The following is a 22,410-nucleotide window of genomic DNA, read 5'->3' as shown; positions in this document are numbered from 1 at the left end:
TGGTTAAAGTCTCGTAATTGCAGCAACACTTGCTGATAGCTGGAATAATATCTGAGTTGCAGTATTCCAAAGGGTTAAATTATCCATATGTGAAGGGTCCATCGGCACAACAATCGTATCGCCTGGCTCTAATTGGCTATGGTAATTAACAGAGAACCACCCCGATGACTTAGGAATGAAAACAGCACCATTTGCTTTGATTACATAAATCTGCTCTTCATTTGCTCGGTCTTTGATGCCACCACTCAACTCTAAATACTGTTCTATTGATACACCTGATTTATACAAATGCGAGGATGAGTAATTAACTTCACCGATGATTGAAATAGAATCTTGTCTACCTGGTACATATAAAGAGTCGCCATCTTGCAAAATTAAAAGCTCTTCTTTTTGTAAAATATCTGGCAAATCTATTACTAACCTTCCAACAGCTTCCACATTAGCTAAATCATTCAAAAGCCTGCTCATTTCATCATAGTTAATTGAGCTTCCACCACCAACTGATTGCTGAAAACTCTTAGATGCGATTTCTCGTCTTAATTCATCAGAAAGTTTAGATAACTGGGCCTGTTCTTGCTCTTTAATAGCTAACCTAGTAAAAATCGCGGCTTTAGGTTCTGCATGAGCCGATAGACCACCAGCACGCTCAATCACATCATATAGAGTTTCACCGCGGTTTACGGTGTAAGTTCCTGGGAAACGAACTTCTCCCGCAAGATTCACCTTGTAATCATCTTGCCAATTCGGTTGCATGAGTACATTTAATGTATCTTTGCCCTCCAGTTGCATAGCTAAGACTTTTTCATCATTAATATCGATTTGTAAGTGCTCAAAAAGACTTACTTCTGTATTGACAAACCGTGTTAGTTCAGCTTTTTCAGTAAATGCTGATTCTAACAAACCAGCAGCAGCCTTGATCGCCTTCTCTACTGTTGAGTTTGACGACAATGGGTATTTTCCTGGGAAACGAACTTGTCCACGCACTTCTAATATATGTGATTTTGTTAGATTAGAGCTTTGGAACTCTAAGCGTTTGAGTACTGGTTTTAGTAGCTTTTTACGACTAAAACTTGCATACATTTTATCTTCAGGTGTATTGATAACTGTAAATTCATTTTCTAATATTTCATTAGATAGTTTTATTGTGTTTTTAAATTGCTCAAATTCAAAGATATGCCATAACTTCACCTTTTCTTGTTGAAGTTTCTGCTCGGAAGTTAATGCCAAGTTTGCTAAAGCTAGCTCTTCTACTTGCTTCATTTGGAAGCGACTGAAGATATAAATCTCATCATTCTTTTCAAGAGCGACATTTTTGCTCTGAAGCGCGTCTGCAAGAGAGAATTGAACGACCTCAATTTCACCTAGTGCAGATTTCTCTCTGACAATAATTGAGTAATTAAAGTCGGCTTGAGGAAGTAAGTCATCTCGGAAGTTTAGAAACAACTTATCAATGGTAATACCTTCATACCATTCATACGATCCTGGTCTGACAACCGCACCGATCAAAGTTACTGAATTTGTAACTACTTCACTCACCTCTTTTACAGTAAGTAGATCTCCTGCTTTTGGTGAAAAGCCACTAGTCGACTCAGAGAAATCAGCAGAAATGATGCGACTTTTTGCACCATCAACAATGCGGCGCACAGCTACATTTTTAGTGAATGCATTTTCTTTAAAACCACCAAACATTTTCACTACTGATGCTTGATCATCTTCTTGTGTTAATTCAAAAATACCTTCTCTTTTAACTGCACCTTTTACTGTTATTTGTGGGCCAACCGATGGAATAAACACGACATCACCTGAGCGAAGGTTAATGTCCCCCTCAGTGTTACCATCTAGAAGCAGGTCGTATAAGTCTAAAGTAGCGACTGTTTTACCATTTCGCTTTACTTGAATATTTCTCAAACTTGCTATATCAGTCACACCACCCGAAACATATAAAGCATGAGTCACTGTAGATAGTGGCGAAACCATAAAACTACCTGGTTTGTAAGCTTCACCAACGACTAAAATTCGCATTGGATTTAATTGAGACATTGAAACGAAAACGTTTAAACCAATTGCTTCTTTTTCGATTTTACTTTGAATTAGCTTTTTAAACTCACCATATTTAAGGCCAGCAACTTGCTCAGGTGAAAAGTTTGGGATCGATAAACGACCTTCATTATCTATTTTTAGAGTATGAGAAGCGCTTTCTTTGCCATAGAAAGTAACATTGACTACATCACCTCGGCTTAGCACATAAGTATCTGGTACTGATGCATTTTCAGGCGGAGCGAAAGTCGTAGGGCTCCCAGAAAAAAGCGCATAACCAAACGGCTGAAGGGGTTTATCAGTCGGGTTTAAACGTTCAATTTCGCTCTTTTGCTCAGTTTCCTCTATCTCACGCTCATTTACAGACTGTTTTTCTTGCTTCGATGTTTCAGACTGCTGAGAGACATTTCCTAGAGAAGATAAATTGATACCATATTGCTTCGCCAGGGCTTCTTGCTGAGCTTTTGGCAATTTTTTAAACTGTTCTATTTGTGCTTGGGTTGGTGTAAATGCCAGAGAAACACTTGAAAAAAGCATTAAAATCAATACAAAGACACGTTTAAAAAACATATTCAAACTTAAATCCTATAAGCTGTGGCCAAAAAGATTGCATATTCTACACGAAGTAACATGCATAGAAAAAGGGGCTGAAGCCCCTTTTTTTGTCTATATTACAAGTTTACGACAATGGTATGTTAAAAGCTGTAAACTAATGTTAAAGATGTCTCTGTATCTGTATTTTCTTTGTCATCACTTACATCAGAGTTGTGTGTGATGTTATAAGCAAATTTCATCTGGAGTGAGCCATTGATTTTTGTCAGTAGTGCAGATTCAGATACCGTTTTTGTATTGGTATCACCGTATTCAACTGCAACTAATTGTGTGAAACGCGCATTGTCTGAGATCTGCCAGTTATAGTCTAACTTAGCAACGCCAATTGCTTCATTGTCTGTCACAGTTGGTAAACGCACACCATTTTCATCAAATTTCTTTTGCTCTTCAAAGCGTTTGATACCAGGACCAATTTCAGCATTCAAATACATATCGCTTCGATTAAGTAAGCGAAGGCCGTAACCAATTGATAATACTGCTTCATTACGGTACGCACCAAAGTAATCTGAATCATACGAACCATAAACGAATAAATGGCTATGATCTTCATTCAACTTATAGTTGCCTTGTGCTGATGCTGAATACTTTTCATTGGTACGTTTTTTCTCACGCTCACCCGCATCATTGTCAATTTCATCCTCTTTATAGATGCCACTTATCTTGTATTCGTTATTCCAGTTCTCTAAGTGATGCTTTGCTTTAATGCCACCTTTAAGTGTTGTCGTTGACGTGTTACCACTGGTGATAATCGCACCTACTTCACTTGTTACATCCCATGTTTTCTGCTCTTTCGCTTCTTCTGCGAAACTTTGAAAAGAGGTTGCTGCAATAACGCAAAGAGATAAAAGTTTTAATTTCATTTATAGATTACCCTGTAATTAATCTTTATGTAGGTGAACATCCATTTGTGGATATGGGATTGCAATATTTGCTTCGTCTAACGCAATCTTAATATTTTCGATTAGGTCAAAATAAGTTGGCCAATACTCTGTTGTATTTACCCAAGGTCTCACAACAAAGTTTACGCTTGAATCAGCCAATTCAGAAACAGCAACAGTATAGGCTGGATCTTTTAATATGCGAGACTCTTTGTCTAGTACACTCTTTAATACTTCTTTTGTTTGGCGAAGGTCAGCGTCATAACTCACACCGATAACTAAATCGATACGACGAGTTTTTTGGCGAGAGTAATTAACAATAGCGCCCCCCATGATTGCTGAGTTAGGCATGATGATGACTTTATTATCTGGAGTGCGTAATTCTGTTGCAAAGATCTCTATGCGTTCAACACTACCCGCTTTGCCGCCAGCTTCAATATAGTCACCAGACTTGAACGGACGAAGAATGATTATTAACACACCAGAAGCAAAATTAGATAGTGATCCTTGAAGTGCCAAACCAACTGCTAAGCCTGCAGCACCTAAGATGGCAACGAACGATGTGGTTTCGATACCAACTTGCGATAACGCCATTAATACCGTCGCAGCGAATACCAGCGCATAGACAATATTTGAGATAAAACCGGCAACTGCTTTATCAATTTTTCTTTTTGCAAATGCTTTTTCGGTAAAATTACCAAAGAACTTAGCAACCTTTAATCCTAATAGTAGGATTACGATGGCTAAAATGCCTTGCAAAATATAGTGAGTAATTAGATCTGAATTTTCGTTGATCCAGTTGATTAGAACGTCCATGCACTCTCCTTAATTTTTTTGATGAGTGAATTTTGCGCATTATACACGCTGAATATGAACTTTGCCTTTATGAAAAGGTACTTTTTCATTAAATTTAAATAAAATCGAATTTATGCTTTGCAAGCCGAGTTTTTTTATGTATTATGCGCGCCACACCAAACAAGGTGGTATTGCGGCGGCTGTAGCTCAGTTGGTAGAGCCCTGGATTGTGATTCCGGTTGTCGTGGGTTCGAGCCCCATCAGTCGCCCCATCTTCTCTTCAGTGTTTTCAGATTCAAGAATCTTACTTAAAATTTCTAAATCTCATCTTTTTTAATTATCAACCTCATCAAAATATTACACTGATTTTCTTGTCGCCATAAACGATGGCTTGCAAGCGTAAACTCTAAATAAGCAAATACCTTATTGAGAATATGAAAGCTCTTCTTTACCTATCTTTAAATCATAAATCGGTTGTAGTTTGCTAAAACAGTTAATATTGTCACCATAAATGACGGCCTACATTAAAAGTGTATCCTTTAATTTTTTCGATAATTTAAAAATAAGGGTTGAAAGTAAAACCTAAGAGCCAAGCTTATTCTGAGCAAACAGCATTAGTTCATCAACCGGCATTGGCTTACCGAGTAAGAAGCCTTGAATTTCATCACAGCCCATTTGCTGTAAACGCTCTAACTGAACTTGCGTTTCAACGCCTTCAGCAATGGTTTTCAAACCGAGATTTTTACCTAGGGATACGATTAATTCGGCGATCGCGCCAGTATCGCTCTCAGGAATGTCTTTAACGAAAGCTCTATCGATTTTGAGGCGAGATAAAGGCAGCTTCTGTAAATAGCTTAGCGAAGAAAAACCAGTACCAAAGTCATCGATGGCCACTTCAATACCATAACGTTTTAACTCGTCTAACGTATCGATGACGCTTCCAATTTCGTCCATCACAACACTTTCTGTGACCTCAAGCTCTATTCTGCTACTTGGCACCTGATATTGCTCTAGAGTATTAATCACTGTTTTAGCGTAATCGGGTGTTTTAAATTGAGGTACGGACACATTTACAGCGACACAGATATCCAGCCCCAATTGAGCAAAGCGTTTTTGCTGCTGACAAGCTTGCTCAAGCACCCACTGTCCTATTTCAACAATCAAACCTGAGCTTTCAGCTAGCGGCACAAAAATACCTGGGGAAATATAGCGTCCATTTCCCGATGGCCAACGTAATAAAGCCTCACAACCTATAATTTGCTGGGTTTTTAAAGAAAATTGTGGCTGGTACCAGACTTCTAATTTGTGTTGCTCGAAATCACTTCTCAATTGCCTGATCAAACCTAGACGCCATGCCATTTTTTCTTCTAAGTCTGATGTATACCAATCAAACACCTTGTGGCTCTGTTTTGCTTGGTTAAGTGCTATATACCCTTTTTTCAAGGTTTCTAGACCTGTGTCACTGAAGTCTTCACATTTACATAAGCCAATATGAAAGTGAATAGACAATAAGTGCTCTTTTAACTGATAAGGAATAGTAAGGGCATCAACGAGCAACTCTTCATTAAAAGAGCTGGTCGGTAGTAAAAACGCAAAAACGTCAGCGCCAATTCTAGCTAAGGCTTTTGCATTAGGAATATCTTGCTCTAGACGCTGCATCACTGCCATCAATAACTGATTGCCCACTTCTTGCCCTAAGCCATTATTGATGTCTGAGAACTGAGCAATGTCTAACAAAATTAAAGATAAACCCTCGTCACAAGGTGTTTTCTCTAAGTGCTCTACAAAGCTAGTGCGATTTGCTAACTTTGTTAAGGGGTCTTTATATGCGACTTCTCTGATTTGGCTGAATAGCTTAATGTTATCTAAGCCTACACTGACGTTGGCTAAGAAGATCTCAGCGAACTGAATTTGCCGCGGCATCGGAGGTAAAGCTAGTTCAATAAAAATCGCCGCCTGTTCATTGTTTTTTTCAAGGAATAGCGTGAGGTCATGTTCTGTTTGTTGATGACATTGCTGCTCAATGCAAGTTTTGACCTGCATAATCGCACGGCCATTATCAAGTTGCTCAACACCTTGCCCTATAAACTCGTGATATTGCGTTGTGCCACCTAACAAAACCAATGAATTAGTACCTGAAACTTGAGCACATACAAAGCCATTGGCGTCATTCGCTAAAATATTAGCTAACTGCATCACCACAGCCTGACTAAAACCACTGATATTGTTGTGCCCTAAAATCGCATTGGAGGCACTTAAAATATTCGTTAAACCTTCACTTTGGGCTTCTAGCTCACATATTTGTTGAAACGAACGCAAAGCGGTCATTAATGACGTCACTAGCTTACTTCGCGTAAGCTCGGTTTTCATTTTGTAGTCATTGATGTCGTATTCACGAATAACTTGCTCTTCAGGCGCATGCCCTGGTTGGCCCGTTCTTAGAATAATTCGAACATTGTGATTATCGAGATCGTCTCGAACTTTTTTGACAACTTTAAGACCTGCGTCGTCTGACTCCATTACCACATCAAGTAGTAATAAGCATATTTCAGGATGGTGGATTAACTCGTGAATCGCCTCTTCACCCGAATAAGCATGATGAAAGCGCAACGCCTTGCCCCAAAACTCAACGCCAGATAAAGCAAGTTTGGTCACAGAGTGTATTTCAGGATCATCGTCCACAACCAGAATATCCCAAAAGCCCTGTGGCTCATTACTTTCTGGTGCATCATCTTCATGATCTAAAAACAAAAAGTCATCTTGCTCAGACGCCATTCAAATTCCTTCAACTTCTACCGCTTTAGTTAAAGTTTTATTATTTTTAATAAAACGTAAATGAAGTGGGTATGTTCGCTTGCTTAAGGTATATCTTAATTGTTAGCTGAGGTAAACCCTAATGACTTCAACATCAATTGCTGAATTGCAACTTATTTATTTAGGTCATTGAATTAGTATAGACTATCTTATCGAAATAAAAGTAAAACTAGCCAATATCATTCGAGGAGTGCCGTTATTTCTATTCGTGCCAAAACGTTAAAGTTTAGCTTACTAACTATGGTGCTTGTGCTTCTGGTACTGGTATTTTTACCACGGCATTTTAGTATTCAGCAAACAAGCGACCTCAGAGGCTCTGATGAACAAGTAAGGCCCCTCCTATTTGACTTGAAACTCTGGCCTCAGCTTATGGCATGGGATAAGTTCAGCTCAAAGCTCAGTATTGATATTTCATCTCCAAGCAATACTTTAGGCGCAAATGTATTTTTACAAACCTCGAGCGCTGATATTGAGATCACTATTACTGAAATATCTCAAAGCCAACTACAGTACTCTATCTTGATCAACAATGAGCATGCATTGCTTGGAAGCTTAAGCCTCATTCACAATGATAATGAATTAACTATAAACCACTCATTGAAGGGCACCATTCATTCTACGGTGAGTGGGGGTATTATTGTTTTATATATTCGTTCACTGGCCGATAAAATGTTTACTTCCAGCATAAATAATTTACGTTCACATATTCAACTTGCTGATAAGGACATGCAATGACGGTAAAGAAGGCGAATTCTAAAGCAAATCTCGCTTTGCTGATTGAAGAAAAGCTTGGTTACCCAATGGTAAAGAAGGCTTCTTTTAAAAAAGCACCTGACCAACCTGAATACTCAGCACAAGGCAAACGCACCGTCGAGTACTCTGTACAATCGAATAACTCAGCACTCAAACGCGCACTGAAAAGGCAGCAACTACAAAAAATACAGCGACAAATTAACATTGAAGCCATTATGGCTGGTGCCTTAAGTCTATGCCCTGATGTAGTCAGTAAAGGTCGCCCTGATCCCGATTGGCTCGAACATTTTATTGCACTTGCTGAAGATATTACCAACCAGGCTATGCAAACTTTATGGGCTAAGATTTTAGTAGGTGAGACCCTATCTCCAGGTACATTTTCAATAAAAAGCCTACAAACGCTTAAACAAATGACCCAAAAAGAAGCCAACGCATTACAAAAATGTGCGCCTTTATGTGGTTTTGTTGAGCATGAAGGCAGCTACCTAATTATGCTGGGCTACTATAAAAAACCGTCTTTTTTTGACCTTTTACGTAAAGGAAATAAAGAATCTATTAATTTAGCCCAATCAGGTTTGAGTTTTCCCAACATTCTCACTTTGATGGATATTGGTTTGATGTACAGAAAAGAAATAGAATCTCCAAGCCTAAAGCAAGGGCAGAGTTTTAGTTTAAGCTTTCAAGGTCAAAAATTAACGTTGACAGCCAAAAGCAATGAGCTGGTTTTAAGTTATTACAAACTGACTCAAACAGGGGAAGAGCTAAAACGCCTGATCACCGCACCGGTAAATAAACAGTATAAGCTGTTATTAGAGCAAGCAATGCAGGAAGAGTTTAACTTTGAGTGGACGCAGTAAGCAAATGACCATTTGCTCGTTGAGAATCAAAGTATGATTTAAAGCTCGCTATAAATAACGGCTTATATGTCACTAAACTCAATCACCTGTTGGTTGTGCTTTAGCGCAACAAAGTTTTTAAATTGACGCCATAAATAATGTCCTACAAAACTACAAATAGAGCACTCCATTGCGGCGGCTAAAATTGCTCATTTCACCTTGCATAAAAGTAACCTTGCTTCGCAACGTATATTTTGCACCATTGTAGGCGCTGACTTTATGTCACGCACAAAAAAGCGCGGGATAAACCCGCGCCTACATATATTCACTGCCTGTAACTCGCTAACTTTTAACTCGCCAACTCGTTACATTTAGCTTTCAAACCTTAGAAGTGAACCTGAATACCCGCAAATGGGCCAGATGCTTCTAAATCAGTGCTGATGTCATCTACATCATCTAACTCAATAATAAATGAACGATAACCTGCACGGATCGCCACATCAACCGCTAGATTGTCAATCACTTCCCAAGCGATACCTACTTGGTAATCTTGAATTTTACTATCGTCGATTGCCAATAGATTACCTTCAGCAAAAACGCTCAAGCCAGTTAATGGTAAGCCAACTTCACCACGTAAGTAGCCTAGTGGAATTGGCGCTGAGAAATCAATCGTCTCCGTTCTTGACTGACCTGCAACCGTACCTTGTACTGTTGCATCACCATCAAAATGCTTTACCGTTACACCAAAATCAAAAGACACTAAATCGTTATCAAATAACTCATAATAAAGCGTGTAATCCATGTGGCTGAAATCTGTCATCAGATTTGCTTCAGTGCCCACAGTGAAGTCTTGACCATCGAACTCAAATGTTTCATTTAGAGTTGTTTTACCATCTAACTCTAATTGTGTGTACTTCAGCTTAATGTTTGGAATTAACGGCACAGGGTGCTCGAACGCTGCATAGTAGCTTGAGAATGTCTTATCTTCAAAGTTGAAATTTTCTGCCTGACCTTTGCCTGCAAAACTACCTGAGTTTTCACTCTGCCAGCCGTCAGCCCCTACATATAAACCTAACAACATATCTGCTTTTGCAACTGGTGCTAAGAAAGCCATTGATAATGCTGCAGCTAAACAGTACTTTTTCATTTTTTATCCTTGCGCTAGAAGTTCACTGAGTTCAATAAGAGCTGCATTTGCTCTTGATATATAGTTTGCCATTACCAGCGAGTGGTTAGCAACAAAACCAAAGCCATTACCATTTAAAATCATAGGACTCCAAACAGTTTCTTGCGTTGACTCAAGCTCGCGAATAATTTGCTGTAAACTAACTTTAGCATTCTTTTTCTCAAGTACATCAGCAAAATCATGTTCTACTGCTTTTAAAAAGTGCAATAATGCCCAAGTTGCGCCGCGCGACTCATAAAAAACATCGTCAATTTTCCACCATGATGTTTTCACTACATGATGACTGGGTGCACTGGTCGCTTGGTTTGCAGCTGAGTCACCAGCGAGATCTGTATTAACTCTATCTTGCCCTACACTTGCGCTTAATCTTTGACTTAAGCTACCCAAACGTTTTTCAGCTTCTTTTAACCAGCCGCGTAGATTATCTGCACGAGCATAAAACTGGCTCTCTCTATCTTGAGGATTCGCAATCTGTGCGCGGTACAGCTTTAATTGCTCGATCCCTACTTGATACTCGCCTTCTGCACTTGGCCAAATCCAAGCTGTTGAGCTGATGTTAAATTGTGGCTGAGCTTTTTTTAGCGCTGGGTGTTCTGTAGATTGAGATTGAGAACGGCTGAAGTCTTTTCGCATCGACAGAGCCAAGTCACGTACCATTTCAAGGGCACCATACTCCCACGCTGGCATATTATCCATTAATAAGCTCGGTGGCATTTTATCATTTGATAAATATCCACCTGGCTTATTTAGCAAGGTCTCACTTACTTCAATAAGCGCTGTTGACGTGACATAACCTGGAACTAATTTAACTTGTTGCTGCTCAGCAGTGTGCTTCGCCTTTTCAACGACATTGAATGCCGCAGGTTCAAAGCTCCAGTAAACCGCGATTAAATAGCCGATTACAACTAAACCTGCAAACCCGCCTGCAATTTTTCCTAAATGCTGTTGCATAAACCCTCCTTAATGGTGGTTATGATGAGAATTTTTTGGCTTTTCAAAAGTATCTTTCAAAGATACAACTTCTACAAAACTATACAGCCTATCGCCGTTATCAAAATATAACGTCAACTTGCGCTTTTCACCGGCCTTTAATGTATGCTCAGGCTCAAAAGCCATTAAATGAAAACCACCTGGTTGAAACATTATTTGTTGATTCGCAGGTAATTCAACTGATTCGACTCTTTGCATGCGCATCATGCCATTCTTGTGAACATGCTCATGGATCTCAACACGCCCAATACCACGAATCGTTGCTTTCTTTAGAAAAACTGATTTATCCATCGGGTTATGAATGGTGAAATAAGCTGCAGTTGATTTTGCCGCCGGTAAGAATGTACGAATTTGAGCATCTGTCACCATGAGTTCTTTTTGTACATGACTATGATCGTGACTATGGCCTTCATGTGCCTGCGATAAACCAGAAAGTAATAGTGCCGCCGCCAGAGAAAGGTTTCTTAATAACATGCTTATTCCTTTGAAAAAAGTTTAACTTGCAACATCATAGCATGAAAAATCAAGAAACCCTTTGATCTGGTAGAGATCTAATATACAGGAGACTCTTCCTTAAGTAACCAAGCTAATCCAACTAACATAAGTAATGGCAAAGCAATAAAGATGGAATTAAATAATAATGCTAACACTAGCCCAATGAGCACAACCAACACCAATCCAATTACTCCGACACTCACTAATGCCACCAGCGCGATCACAGCAATAATGCCAGCTAAAAGCGCGAATAGCTCGATACCGACCCAGCTTATTTCCCAAATAAATTCTGGCATCGCAAAGAACATAACAGGTGTTTGAACCCAGCTTAATGCGCTAATAAATAGTAATGCTGCTAATAAAATCAATGCTGTTTTCATAATTACCTCCTACACCTTTACAACTTAATATCTAGCAATTACTGCTTTGGCCACAGTACAGCGCATAATCCGTATGCCATCACCGTCATCATTGGGAACTTCAAAAATACCAACAAAGTTAATACTCGAGTTAGCCATACTGGTAAATCAAAACGTTCTGCTAGCCCAGCACATACACCTGCAATTTTCTTTCTCGCTAAAATACGACGACATGTTTTCGTTGTTTGTTGCATATTCATAACCTTACTCCTGAAAAATTAGGGAGGCGCCTCGTTGCGCCGAGCCTATCAAAACGAATTAATACCTAGCAAACTTCTGGTTACTGCGCAGAAGTTGATGCTTCTGAAGCCTGCTTGTCTGACACTTTTTGCTTCAGTGCAGCCAGCTCTTCACTCAGCTTTTCGTCTTGTTCCATTTGTTTGAATTCTTGATAAACATCATTTTTACCAATATCGTAGCTTTCAACTTGTGCTTCGATACGCTCCACTTTTTGCTCTAATTGTGAAAAGCGTGCGCAAACATTTTGTACTTCTTCACTATTTAACGTGCTACGTACTTTTAACCTTGCTAATGCACTATTTTGTGCTCTGTAAAATTGCTGCTGTTTTGCTTTTACCTCAGCAATTTTATTACTTAGCCTAGCGGCATCTTCATTCAGCTTGTGCAGCGCGTCTTCTAATTGTGCCGCTTGCTTTTTGTTGTCTTCCTGAGCATCTACAAGCTTTTGCTTTTCGATAAGTGCCGATTTTGCTAGATCATCACGACCTTTACTTACCGCTAGCTCTGCTTGCTGCTGCCAACGTTCGATACCTTTTACAAAGTCATCATGCTGGCGGGATAAGCCTTTCTGCTCTGCGATGATCTGTGCAGCAGTTGAACGACACTCAGCCAAGGCATCTTGTAACTCACTCTCAATCTGCGCAGTCATTTTTTGTGGATCTTCTGCTTTGTCTAAAAACGCATTAATTTCTGATTTAATAAGATCTTCAATTCTGTCGATTAAGGCCATGTTCTGCTCCTATGCATTTGGCAATTGGGTTACTAGAGCTATTCCAATCTTTGTGCCAAAAGATAAAAGCAAATAAAAACATAAGCTTAATGATTTTTGGGAGTTTTTATAGAAGAGACAAATTTCATGATTTAGTTAAATAAACTAAAAAGTAGTCAATTTAATCAGTGGGGAGTAGTTAGCGAGTTGCGAGTTGCGAGTTGCGAGTTGCGAGTTGCGAGTTGCGAGTTGCGAGTTGCGAGTTATCAGGATAAACCTAAATTTTTGTCACCCTGAATTTATTTCAGGGTCTATCTTATCAATATTGGATCCTGACCTTCGCCTGGATGACAATCCAACAACAGAAAAATCTAGACATGTAGACGCGGGTTTATCCCGCGTACTTTTACACGAAAATTAAAGTCATCGAATATAAAAATAAAGAAGCCGCTGATTTAGCGGCTTCTTTATTTTTTTAACTCTAAAACTTTAAAGTTCCGGCACGAATGTCAGTGCTTTTTCCATTACCTCGATACCAGAACCTTTTTTATGGCCATTTTCTGATAAGTGACGACGATACCCTCGCGCACCCGGTTGGTTTTGGAAAATACCTAACATGTGACGAGCAATATGCCAGAAATTCGCGCCTTCACTCATTTGCGCTTCAAAGTAATCATACATGCTACGAACCACTTCATGCCGCGTTTGTGTAAACGCTTCACCACCGTACAACAGCTCATCGACCTGAGATAGCATAAATGGGTTGCTGTAAGCTTCTCGACCGACCATCACCCCATCAATATGCGTTAAATGATGCTGACATTCTTCAATGGTTTTAACGCCACCATTAATACTTATGTGTAAATCTGGGTAATCTTTTTTCAACTGGTATACACGCGGATAATCAAGCGGTGGGATCTCACGGTTTTCTTTTGGACTTAACCCCTGTAACCAAGCCTTACGCGCATGGATGATAAAATCATCACAACCCACATCTTTAACCGCTTCAATCAACGTGGTTAAAAACTCATAGCTATCTTGCTCATCAATACCAATGCGTGTTTTTACCGTCACGGGCACATCAGTTTGCGCTTTCATGGCAGCAACACACTTAGCCACCAGCTGCGGTTCAGCCATTAAACACGCACCAAAACGACCGTTTTGCACACGATCAGAAGGACAACCTACATTTAGGTTAATCTCGCTATAACCATATTCATCGGCTTTCTTAGCACACTTTGCCAATGCTTCAGGGTCTGAGCCACCTAGCTGCAGTGCCACAGGTAATTCATGCTCACCAAACGCCAAATAATCACCTTTACCAAATAAAATGGCACCGGTCGTGATCATTTCTGTATACAGCACCGCATGTTTAGACAATTTTCTATGGAAAGTTCTGCAATGACGGTCAGTCCAATCCAGCATAGGTGCAACAGAAAAACGGCGGTCTAGTGCTTGAGTCGTCACAAATTACCTCTAACTATATGATCTTTATGCAAAGCATTTAGCTGCTTTGATTGTATAAGGTTTGAATTAGGCAGGGCCCAAAAGTAGCTGCAAATTATACCATTCATTAATAGATATAAAAACGGCCACATGATGTGACCGTTTTAGAATATATGACATGGCTATCGTAAAAGCATTAATACCCGCTCGGGTTATTGCTTTGCCAGCGCCAAGTATCTTCCATCATTTCGTCGATACCGCGGTCAGCTTGCCACCCCAGCTCGTTGAGGGCTTTTTCTGGTGCTGCGTAACATGCTGCGATGTCACCAGGGCGACGCGCTTTAACTTCATATGGTACTGGCTTGTTGGCTGCTTTCTCAAAAGCGGTGACCATTTCGAATACTGAGTAGCCATTACCTGTACCTAGATTGTAGATATGTGCGCCAGCTTCTGCGTTGATTTTATTTAACGCCTTTAAATGACCAATAGCTAAATCGACAACATGAATATAGTCACGAACACCAGTGCCGTCTTTGGTATCGTAGTCGTCACCAAAAACACCGAGTTGCGCTAATTTACCCACTGCTACCTGTGAAATGTAAGGTAGTAAGTTATTAGGAATACCATTTGGATCTTCACCAATACGGCCTGACTTATGCGCGCCGACAGGATTGAAGTAGCGTAAAATAGCAAACGCCCAACGTGGGTCAGATTTGGCGACATCTTGTAGCACCATTTCAACCATCAACTTAGACGTGCCATAAGGGTTAGTAGTACCACCCACCGGGAAGTCTTCACGAATAGGTAAGCTTGCTGGGTCGCCATAAACGGTAGCCGATGAGCTAAATACTAACTTAAACACACCCGCGTCGCGCATCGCATCGAGTAAACTTAGTGTGCCTTGTACGTTATTTTGGTAGTACTCAATTGGCTTTTGAACAGACTCACCCACCGCTTTTAAGCCTGCAAAGTGGATCACTTGATCTACGCTGTGCTTTGCAAATACCGAATCTAAGAATGCTTTATCTAAAATATCACCTTGGTAAAAAGTTGCTTCTTTACCTGTGATCTCAGCAACACGCTTTAATGATTCTGACGATGAATTACTTAAATTATCGACAACAATCACTTCGTCGCCTTGATTTAGTAGTTCTAAAACCGTATGGGAACCAATATAACCCGCACCACCTGTTACTAAAATTGCCATCACTAGCCCTTAAAATGTTTATCCTAAATATAATTGGTTAATTGTAACTAACATCAAAAAAGATTGCTTTGAGAATTACAATTTTTGACAAACAAATGCCATTTTTCCTTGCTTATAACTTAATCGGGTAATTTGCGAGTCACAATACGAAGTAAAGTTATGCCATTGAGACACTTGCTTAGGCTGCTCAATATTGCGTGTATAAATACGGTTATCAATGGCATAAGCAACAGTATCTGAATCAATCCAGGTGTAATCTCGCACTTGCTGTGGCATCACAAAGTGTTGTTTAACTTGCTGGGTGTTAGGCGAGAAAGTCGCAAACCAATGCTGGTTACCTTCTTGATACGTGAACGAGTAAAGCGAACGTTTTTCGTTAAACGCCAAACTTCTGCCAATATCACCCGCAACTACTTTCGGTAAATGACCAGTTAAATCTGTGTACTGCAGTGTATGTGGCTCACCGAGGATAAACATCACTAAATCTTCAGTCTTGCCCCATGCGTGATAACCAACCGGTTCAATGTGGTCAAAAATGCGTTTTGGTGCTTGGCTTTTATCGAATGGATAAAACCATAATTTCTGTTTACCATCAGCTTCAACAACAATACTAGATAAACCCGCTTCATGGGGATATAACGTCGGTGAGTACTCAGAAACCGGCGAGTTCGTTAAATTCTCAGCGTTGGCTTTTTTGAAATCATAGAAGAATAAGTCCATCTGACTTTTATCACCGTCAGTGACCGATTGCGTAAAATATATGCCGTCTTCTGTCACTAAGGGTTGATTGTGGTAACCCTTTGCACCCGTGATTGGTTTCACCTTAATGCCATTTTCAAGTTCTGTCGCCAAATAAATCTGGCTACTAGGGAACGTATTTGCGAGTACTGAACCAGTGAAAACTAAACTGCAACTGACAGCTAAAGCCATTTTTTTATACATGGAAATCCCTTAATTGGTCATGCTTTTTTATTGCTCTTTTTAGCAAATGAGCGGAAATATGTTTCTATCATAACGAGGCTTTTGCATTTCACCAAAAACAAAACACAACCAAAGCACTCTAAGCATACTGAATTTGAAATGCTTGCTATCTCTTAACCTTCAGGTAACATCAAACAAGTAAATTACCGATTTGCGCTTATAAAAAACTACATCAGCAGGTTAATATGTCTCAAAAACACCCAATCATTGCGATAACTGGTAGCTCAGGTGCTGGCACTACCACTACCACCAATGCGATTAAACATATTTTCCGTAGCCTTGAGGCGAATGCCGCTTTTGTAGAGGGTGATAGTTTTCATCGTTTCACTCGCCCAGAAATGGACAAGCTAAAGCGAGAAGCGCTGCAAGAAGGCAAACATATTAGTTACTTTGGTCAAGAGGCCAATGACTTTGCTGGTCTTGAAACCTTATTTGCTGAATATGGTGAGCATGGCACAGGTAAACTAAGACGCTATTTACACACCTTTGATGAAGCCGTGCCTTATAACCAACTCCCAGGCACCTTCACCCCCTATCAAGATTTAGAGCCTAACTCTGACATGTTGTTTTACGAAGGGTTACATGGTGGTGTAGTAACTGATGAACACGACGTTGCGAAGCATGTTGATTTACTGATTGGCATGGTACCTATTGTTAACCTTGAGTGGATCCAAAAAATGATCCGCGATACTAATGAGCGTGGCCATTCTCGTGAAGCTGTGATGACCTCTATTGTTCGAAGTATGGATGATTACATTACCCATATTACGCCACAGTTTTCTCGCACACACATTAACTTTCAGCGCGTACCAACAGTTGATACCTCAAATCCATTTAGCGCCAAAGATATCCCTTCTCTCGATGAAAGCTTTGTGGTTATTCGCTTTCGCGGCATCGACAACGTAGATTTTCCTTATTACTTGCAAATGATAGATGGCAGCTTTATGTCTCGAGTTAATACCTTGGTTGTCCCAGGTGGAAAGATGGGTCTCGCGATGGAACTCGTCTTAACTCCGCTGATAAAAGATCTGCTGGTAAAAAAACGGGCTCTGGAGAATATGGCACCGGTTGATTTACCTATCTAGGGATCAGTTTAACTATTCATTATTTCTAACATTTAAAACATAGTTAAGTCGCTCATAAAACATTAGACTAGTTGCTCAACTGATAAAAGGAGCACGGAATAATGCCTTCTTTAAAAATACTTGTTGGCTCACAAAATCCGGTCAAAGTGGCCGCTGCCAAAGAAATTTTCACACAGTACTTTCCTGAGCACACGCTTGATTGCCAAGGTATGCATGCCCCCAGTGGTGTACCCGATCAACCTTTAGGAGAAGACGATACTCGTATCGGTGCTGAAAACCGCGTTAAGCATCTTATAAAACATCAGCAAGCAGACTTTTACTGTGCAATGGAAGGCGGTGCAAATCAGTTTAGCTATGGTCCAGCCACTTTTGCCTTTGTGGTAATTTCAAACGGAAAACACACCAGCATAGGTCGTAGTTGCAACTTGCCTCTACCACAATCAGTTTATGATAAATTACTGGCGGGTGAGGAGTTGGGCCATGTGATGGATGATTTATTCAATACCGAAAACATCAAACAAAAAGGCGGTGCAATTGGTTTACTAACCAATCATCTAGCAACCCGTGAAAGTAGCTATACACAAGCTTTATTACTTGCGATGGCGCCATTTAATCATCCTAAACTCTACAATAAGTGATAGCACGATGCAGTACACACATATTTTATTTGATGCCGACGAAACCCTATTTAGCTTCAACGCCTATCTAGGTTTGAAAACCATGTTATTAAACTACGGTGTTGAATTCAGTGAGCAAGATTACCAAGGGTATAAAGACGATAACGCAGCGCTTTGGGTGCAATATCAAAATGGTGAGATTAACGCTGAAACGTTGCAAGTCACTCGCTTCACAAAGTTAGCGGAAGAGCTCAACGTTAATCCTCAAGAATTAAACGACGCATTTTTAGATGCCATGGCGGAGATCTGTCAGCCATTGTTAGGCGCAAAAGCCCTGCTTGAATCATTACATGGCAAAGTGAAACTTGGGATCATCACCAATGGTTTTAACAAGTTACAGCAAAAGCGTTTAGCACATACTGGCTTTGCCGATTACTTTGAAGCTTTGATCATTTCTGAGCAAATAGGCAAGGCAAAGCCCGCACCTGAACCTTTCGCCGCAGCATTAGCAAAGCTTGGTAATCCAGATAAAAGTAAGGTGCTGATGGTAGGTGATACCTTAGAAAGCGATGTGCTAGGTGCAAATCGTTTTGGCATTGATAGCTGTTGGTTACAACATGCAGGTGTTGAAGGTAAAGACGGGATTGAGCCAACCTATACGGTTAGTTCCTTGTATGAATTAGCAGAGTTATTAGCTGATAAAATTGCTGCATAGGTAAGGGTTTAAACATTGCGCGATATAAAATCGCGCCTACAAATCCACAGCTGAAAACTGTCTGTAGGCTTGGCTTTATGCCACGTGCAGACACAAAAAAGCACGATATCAATCGTGCTTTTTCATGTGATGTTCTGGTTTATTAAAGACTACGTTGACGTAGCACTTCAAATAAACAAATTCCCGTTGCTACTGATACGTTCAAACTTGATACCGTACCAACCATTGGGATTTTAACTAACACATCGCAATGCTCGCGCGTTAAACGGCGCATGCCGTCACCTTCTGCCCCCATCACAATGGCCATCGGGCCAGTTAGGTTCGCATCGAACACATGGGTATCGGTTTCACCTGCAGTACCAACAACCCATACACCAGCTTCTTTAATGTCACGTAATGTACGCGCAAGGTTAGTTACTTGAATAAGAGGTACGGTTTCCGCTGCACCACAAGCAACTTTACGGGCTGTACCGTTAAGCTTTGCTGACTTATCCTTTGGCACAATCACGCCATGTACTCCAGCCGCATCTGCACTACGCAAACATGCACCTAGATTATGTGGATCAGTAACACCATCTAAAACTAGAAAGAAAGGTGTTGCTTCACGGGCAATAATCTCATCAAGATCTTTTTCACTATACTGACGCGCAGGTTTTACGCGTGCCATAATACCTTGGTGCTGCTCACCTTTGGCTTTGTTATCTAACGCTTTACGCTGCATAAATTGCACTGAAATGCCAAATTTACGCGCTTCATTAATTACAGGATTCAAACGCTTATCTTCACGACCTTTTAATGCAAAGATCTCTAAAAAGCGCTCAGGTTCATTCGCTAAAATCGCTTCAATAGAATGAAAACCAAAAATTAATTCACTGCTCACTGTCTTTACTCTCCTGCGCTCGGTTTATTACGCTTGCGGGCATTTTTACCTGGGCGCGTTTTCTTTGCTTTGGTCTTTTTAGACTTTTTAGCACCCGTTGGGTTATCGAGTGCTGCCTTCTTGGCTTTTTTTAGTTTGCCTTTTGGCGTCGTCTTTTTGCCTTTTTTAGGCTTTTTACCTTGTTCGTTACGTTTTGAGCTGCGCTTGCCATCATGGCTCTCGCCTCGAGTTTCACTCGCTTGCTCACCCGACTTAGTCGATTTACCCGGGATTTTACCTGCTTTAAGCTGCTCTCGCACGCTTGGTTTACGACTCGGTTTATCTGTCGAGCGACTTGTTGAAGGCTTAGCTCTTCGGCGTGCATAGCGGTCTTGTACTAACTCACCCGCAAGCACCAGATTGATGCGGCGTTCATCTAAACTGACTGACGATACTTGTACTTGTAACTTATCACCTAAGCGATAAACCTGATGACTGTGCTCACCCACAAGGCAATGTTTCGCGCCATCAAAATGGAAGAACTCATTACCCAGTGTCGACACATGGATCATGCCATCGATTTGTAGCTCATCTAGACGAACGAATAAGCCAAAATTAGTGACTGATGAAACTACACCGCTAAACTCACTGCCAACATGATCTTGCATAAACTCACATTTCAGCCAGTCGGCTACTTCGCGAGTCGCATCGTCTGCACGACGCTCGGTCATTGAACACTGTTCACCCAACTGATCGGCTTCATCATTTTCATAAGCATATTCGCCAGATGTTTGCTGACCTTGAGATGCTAAAATAGCTTTGATCGCACGGTGCACAACCAGATCAGGATAACGTCGGATTGGCGAAGTAAAATGCGCATAGGCTTTTAATGCCAAACCATAGTGACCGATGTTATCAGGCTGATAAACCGCTTGTTTCATTGAGCGGAGCAACATGGTTTGAATCAGCTCTTGCTCTGGGCGCTCACCCAATTGTGCGAGTGCTTCGGTCAACTCTAACGGAGATGGGTCGTTAGCAAGGTTACTTTCAATACCCAAGTCATTTAAGAACTGTCTAAAATGACTCAGTTTTTCTTGATCTGGCTCGTCATGTACACGATACAGTGCTGGCGCTTCATGCTTTTCAAGCAATTTAGCTGCTGCGACGTTTGCTAAAATCATACACTCTTCAATGAGTTTGTGTGCATCATTACGGACGACAGGTACGATTGATTCAATCTTACGATGTGCGTTAAACACAAAACGCGTTTCAACCGTTTCAAACTCAATTGCCCCGCGCTGCTGGCGAGAAGACTTAAGGGCCATATACATTTGGTGCAAATCAGTGAGATGCGGCACTTGCTCTGCATATTGCTCACGTAGCACTTCATCGCCTTGCAAAATGCTGTGTACTTTGGTGTAAGTCAGTCGTGCATGTGAATTCATCACCGCTTCGTAAAAACGATAACCAGATAAATTACCGGCTTCTGACACCGTTATTTCTGCGACCATACATAGGCGGTCTACTTTCGGATTAAGTGAACACAGGCCATTTGATAACACTTTTGGCAGCATAGGGATCACTTGCTCAGGGAAATAGACTGAGTTACCGCGCTCTATCGCTTCTTTATCAAGCGGACTGCCTTTTGGCACATAGTGCGAGACATCAGCAATCGCGACCCATAAACGCCAACCACCTGACTTCTTACGTTCACAGTAAACTGCATCATCAAAATCTCGGGCATCTTCACCGTCTATGGTCACTAGCGGTAAGTGACGTAAATCTACACGCCCTTTTTTATCTGCTTCTTCTACAAATTCGCCGTGCTTTGCAACTTGATCAACGACTTTGTCAGGCCATTCATGGGGAATATCATGATTACGAAGTGCCACTTCGATTTCCATGCCCGGTGCCATATGGTCACCCAGTACATCAGTCACACGACCTACTGCATTCATTTGACGACTTGGACGCTGAGTGATCTCCACTTGCACCATTTGGTTGTGACGTGCACCGCCTTCGGAGCCTGGCAGAATAATAATATCTTGCGTGATCCTTGGATCTTCTGGCACCACCACCGCAGAGCCATACTCCACGAAATAACGGCCAATAATCGGCGCGCGCTCACTTTCAAGTACACGTACAATACGCGCTTCGACTTTACCGCCACTGCCGCGACTGGCCGCTTTTGCAAGTACGATATCACCGTGTAATACCGAGTTCATTTGGTGTTTAGCAATAAACCAATCTTTTGGCTCACCTTCAACGACTAAAAAGCCAAAACCATCACGATGCCCAATCACACGACCTTTCACTAACCCATCGTCAGTTGGGATCACGTAGCGCTTAAATTTATTAAAATGCAGCTGACCGTCACGCTCCATTGCACGCAAGCGACGCTTAAATGCAATTTGTCGGTCTTCTTCAAATACATTAAGACTGCTACAAAGATGGCTAAACGTCGTGGCTTTCGCTGGGGCTTTTTTGATGTGCTCTAAAATAAACTCGCGGCTTGGTACCGGGTTATCGTATTTTTCTTGCTCTCGTTGGAGATGGGGATCCTGTTTTGTCATTCACTGCTATTTTCGAATAAAGTTACCTCTATTCTAACGCACTTCTGAATAATGACCTAACTATCAAGATGAAGCTTTTATAAACAATTTAGTTTGCAGCGAAAATAACTAGGTTTTTGCTATCAAACCAGTTGTCGCCGTAATCGACGACCTGCATTAAAGC

At 40.9% G+C, this 22,410-nt stretch carries 20 protein-coding genes and 1 tRNA gene; 6 read left to right on the top strand and 15 right to left on the bottom strand.

Annotation, left to right across the window (positions count from 1 at the left end):
• Positions 1 to 3 precede the first annotated feature (3 nt).
• From ACXAC4_RS01620 to ACXAC4_RS01610, 3 genes are all read right to left on the bottom strand, one after another.
• Complete coding sequence (locus ACXAC4_RS01620) at positions 4 to 2,607, bottom strand: polysaccharide biosynthesis/export family protein (RefSeq protein ID WP_475164022.1); 2,604 nt, start codon at positions 2,605 to 2,607, stop codon at positions 4 to 6.
• A gap of 125 nt (positions 2,608 to 2,732) precedes the next feature.
• Complete coding sequence (locus ACXAC4_RS01615) at positions 2,733 to 3,509, bottom strand: DUF481 domain-containing protein (RefSeq protein ID WP_475158544.1); 777 nt, start codon at positions 3,507 to 3,509, stop codon at positions 2,733 to 2,735.
• A gap of 18 nt (positions 3,510 to 3,527) precedes the next feature.
• Complete coding sequence (locus tag ACXAC4_RS01610; protein WP_475158542.1) at positions 3,528 to 4,343, bottom strand: mechanosensitive ion channel family protein; 816 nt, start codon at positions 4,341 to 4,343, stop codon at positions 3,528 to 3,530.
• Positions 4,344 to 4,518: 175 nt separating this feature from the next.
• Here ACXAC4_RS01610 and ACXAC4_RS01605 point away from each other — a divergent pair.
• Positions 4,519 to 4,594: transfer RNA gene (locus ACXAC4_RS01605), tRNA-His, on the top strand.
• A 310-nt stretch (positions 4,595 to 4,904) separates the two neighbouring features.
• Here ACXAC4_RS01605 and ACXAC4_RS01600 read toward each other — a convergent pair.
• Positions 4,905 to 7,097, bottom strand: a complete 2,193-nt coding sequence (locus ACXAC4_RS01600) for a bifunctional diguanylate cyclase/phosphodiesterase (protein WP_475158541.1) — start codon at positions 7,095 to 7,097, stop codon at positions 4,905 to 4,907.
• Positions 7,098 to 7,505: 408 nt separating this feature from the next.
• On the opposite strand from ACXAC4_RS01600, the gene ACXAC4_RS01595 reads away from it, so the two are divergent.
• Together ACXAC4_RS01595 and ACXAC4_RS01590 are read left to right on the top strand one after the other, a co-directional pair.
• The gene (locus ACXAC4_RS01595; protein WP_475158539.1) at positions 7,506 to 7,871 is read left to right on the top strand and encodes a hypothetical protein; all 366 of its coding nucleotides are present in this window, start codon (positions 7,506 to 7,508) and stop codon (positions 7,869 to 7,871) included.
• Positions 7,868 to 8,746 (top strand): TIGR03899 family protein, encoded by an 879-nt coding sequence (locus ACXAC4_RS01590; RefSeq protein ID WP_475158538.1) that lies wholly within the window; start codon positions 7,868 to 7,870, stop codon positions 8,744 to 8,746. Before ACXAC4_RS01595 ends, ACXAC4_RS01590 begins: the two co-directional genes overlap by 4 nt.
• Positions 8,747 to 9,110: 364 nt before the next feature.
• On the opposite strand, the gene ACXAC4_RS01585 is transcribed toward ACXAC4_RS01590, so the two are convergent.
• The 9 genes from ACXAC4_RS01585 to ACXAC4_RS01545 form a co-directional block, all read right to left on the bottom strand.
• Complete coding sequence (locus tag ACXAC4_RS01585; RefSeq protein WP_475158537.1) at positions 9,111 to 9,872, bottom strand: TIGR04219 family outer membrane beta-barrel protein; 762 nt, start codon at positions 9,870 to 9,872, stop codon at positions 9,111 to 9,113.
• A 3-nt stretch (positions 9,873 to 9,875) separates the two neighbouring features.
• On the bottom strand, positions 9,876 to 10,862 hold the full coding sequence (locus tag ACXAC4_RS01580) for a DUF2333 family protein (RefSeq protein WP_475158535.1): 987 nt from the start codon (positions 10,860 to 10,862) through the stop codon (positions 9,876 to 9,878).
• A gap of 9 nt (positions 10,863 to 10,871) precedes the next feature.
• Positions 10,872 to 11,375 (bottom strand): copper chaperone PCu(A)C, encoded by a 504-nt coding sequence (locus ACXAC4_RS01575; RefSeq protein WP_475158534.1) that lies wholly within the window; start codon positions 11,373 to 11,375, stop codon positions 10,872 to 10,874.
• A 77-nt stretch (positions 11,376 to 11,452) separates the two neighbouring features.
• A complete protein-coding gene (locus tag ACXAC4_RS01570) occupies positions 11,453 to 11,776 on the bottom strand; it encodes a hypothetical protein (protein ID WP_475158533.1) in 324 nt (107 codons plus the stop codon).
• A 38-nt stretch (positions 11,777 to 11,814) separates the two neighbouring features.
• On the bottom strand, positions 11,815 to 12,015 hold the full coding sequence (locus ACXAC4_RS01565; RefSeq protein WP_390446544.1) for a PspC domain-containing protein: 201 nt from the start codon (positions 12,013 to 12,015) through the stop codon (positions 11,815 to 11,817).
• Positions 12,016 to 12,095: 80 nt separating this feature from the next.
• The gene (locus ACXAC4_RS01560; RefSeq protein ID WP_475158531.1) at positions 12,096 to 12,785 is read right to left on the bottom strand and encodes a PspA/IM30 family protein; all 690 of its coding nucleotides are present in this window, start codon (positions 12,783 to 12,785) and stop codon (positions 12,096 to 12,098) included.
• A 468-nt stretch (positions 12,786 to 13,253) separates the two neighbouring features.
• Positions 13,254 to 14,231, bottom strand: coding sequence for a tRNA dihydrouridine(20/20a) synthase DusA (gene dusA / locus ACXAC4_RS01555; RefSeq protein WP_475158530.1), 978 nt, complete (start codon positions 14,229 to 14,231; stop codon positions 13,254 to 13,256).
• A gap of 175 nt (positions 14,232 to 14,406) precedes the next feature.
• A complete protein-coding gene (gene galE, locus ACXAC4_RS01550) occupies positions 14,407 to 15,417 on the bottom strand; it encodes a UDP-glucose 4-epimerase GalE (protein ID WP_475158528.1) in 1,011 nt (336 codons plus the stop codon).
• A gap of 75 nt (positions 15,418 to 15,492) precedes the next feature.
• Entirely contained in the window at positions 15,493 to 16,359 is an 867-nt protein-coding gene (locus ACXAC4_RS01545; protein ID WP_475158527.1) for a hypothetical protein, read from the bottom strand.
• A 224-nt stretch (positions 16,360 to 16,583) separates the two neighbouring features.
• Between ACXAC4_RS01545 and ACXAC4_RS01540 the strand changes: the two genes are divergently transcribed.
• The 3 genes from ACXAC4_RS01540 to yjjG all read left to right on the top strand — a co-directional run bounded on the left by ACXAC4_RS01540 (position 16,584) and on the right by yjjG (position 18,815).
• Positions 16,584 to 17,483, top strand: coding sequence for a phosphoribulokinase (locus ACXAC4_RS01540; protein WP_130255511.1), 900 nt, complete (start codon positions 16,584 to 16,586; stop codon positions 17,481 to 17,483).
• 101 nt (positions 17,484 to 17,584) lie between these two features.
• Positions 17,585 to 18,121, top strand: coding sequence for an inosine/xanthosine triphosphatase (yjjX, locus tag ACXAC4_RS01535; RefSeq protein WP_475158525.1), 537 nt, complete (start codon positions 17,585 to 17,587; stop codon positions 18,119 to 18,121).
• A 7-nt stretch (positions 18,122 to 18,128) separates the two neighbouring features.
• On the top strand, positions 18,129 to 18,815 hold the full coding sequence (gene yjjG, locus ACXAC4_RS01530) for a pyrimidine 5'-nucleotidase (RefSeq protein ID WP_475158523.1): 687 nt from the start codon (positions 18,129 to 18,131) through the stop codon (positions 18,813 to 18,815).
• A gap of 142 nt (positions 18,816 to 18,957) precedes the next feature.
• Here the strand turns inward: yjjG and rlmB are convergent, their stop codons facing one another.
• Positions 18,958 to 19,695, bottom strand: a complete 738-nt coding sequence (rlmB, locus tag ACXAC4_RS01525; protein WP_475158522.1) for a 23S rRNA (guanosine(2251)-2'-O)-methyltransferase RlmB — start codon at positions 19,693 to 19,695, stop codon at positions 18,958 to 18,960.
• Between the two features lie 5 nt (positions 19,696 to 19,700).
• A complete protein-coding gene (gene rnr, locus ACXAC4_RS01520) occupies positions 19,701 to 22,247 on the bottom strand; it encodes a ribonuclease R (protein ID WP_475158521.1) in 2,547 nt (848 codons plus the stop codon).
• Positions 22,248 to 22,410 lie beyond the last annotated feature (163 nt).

It is taken from the genome of Pseudoalteromonas sp. AWM4_233 (genome assembly GCF_056158285.1).
This window is presented reverse-complemented; position numbering and strand designations above follow the sequence as displayed.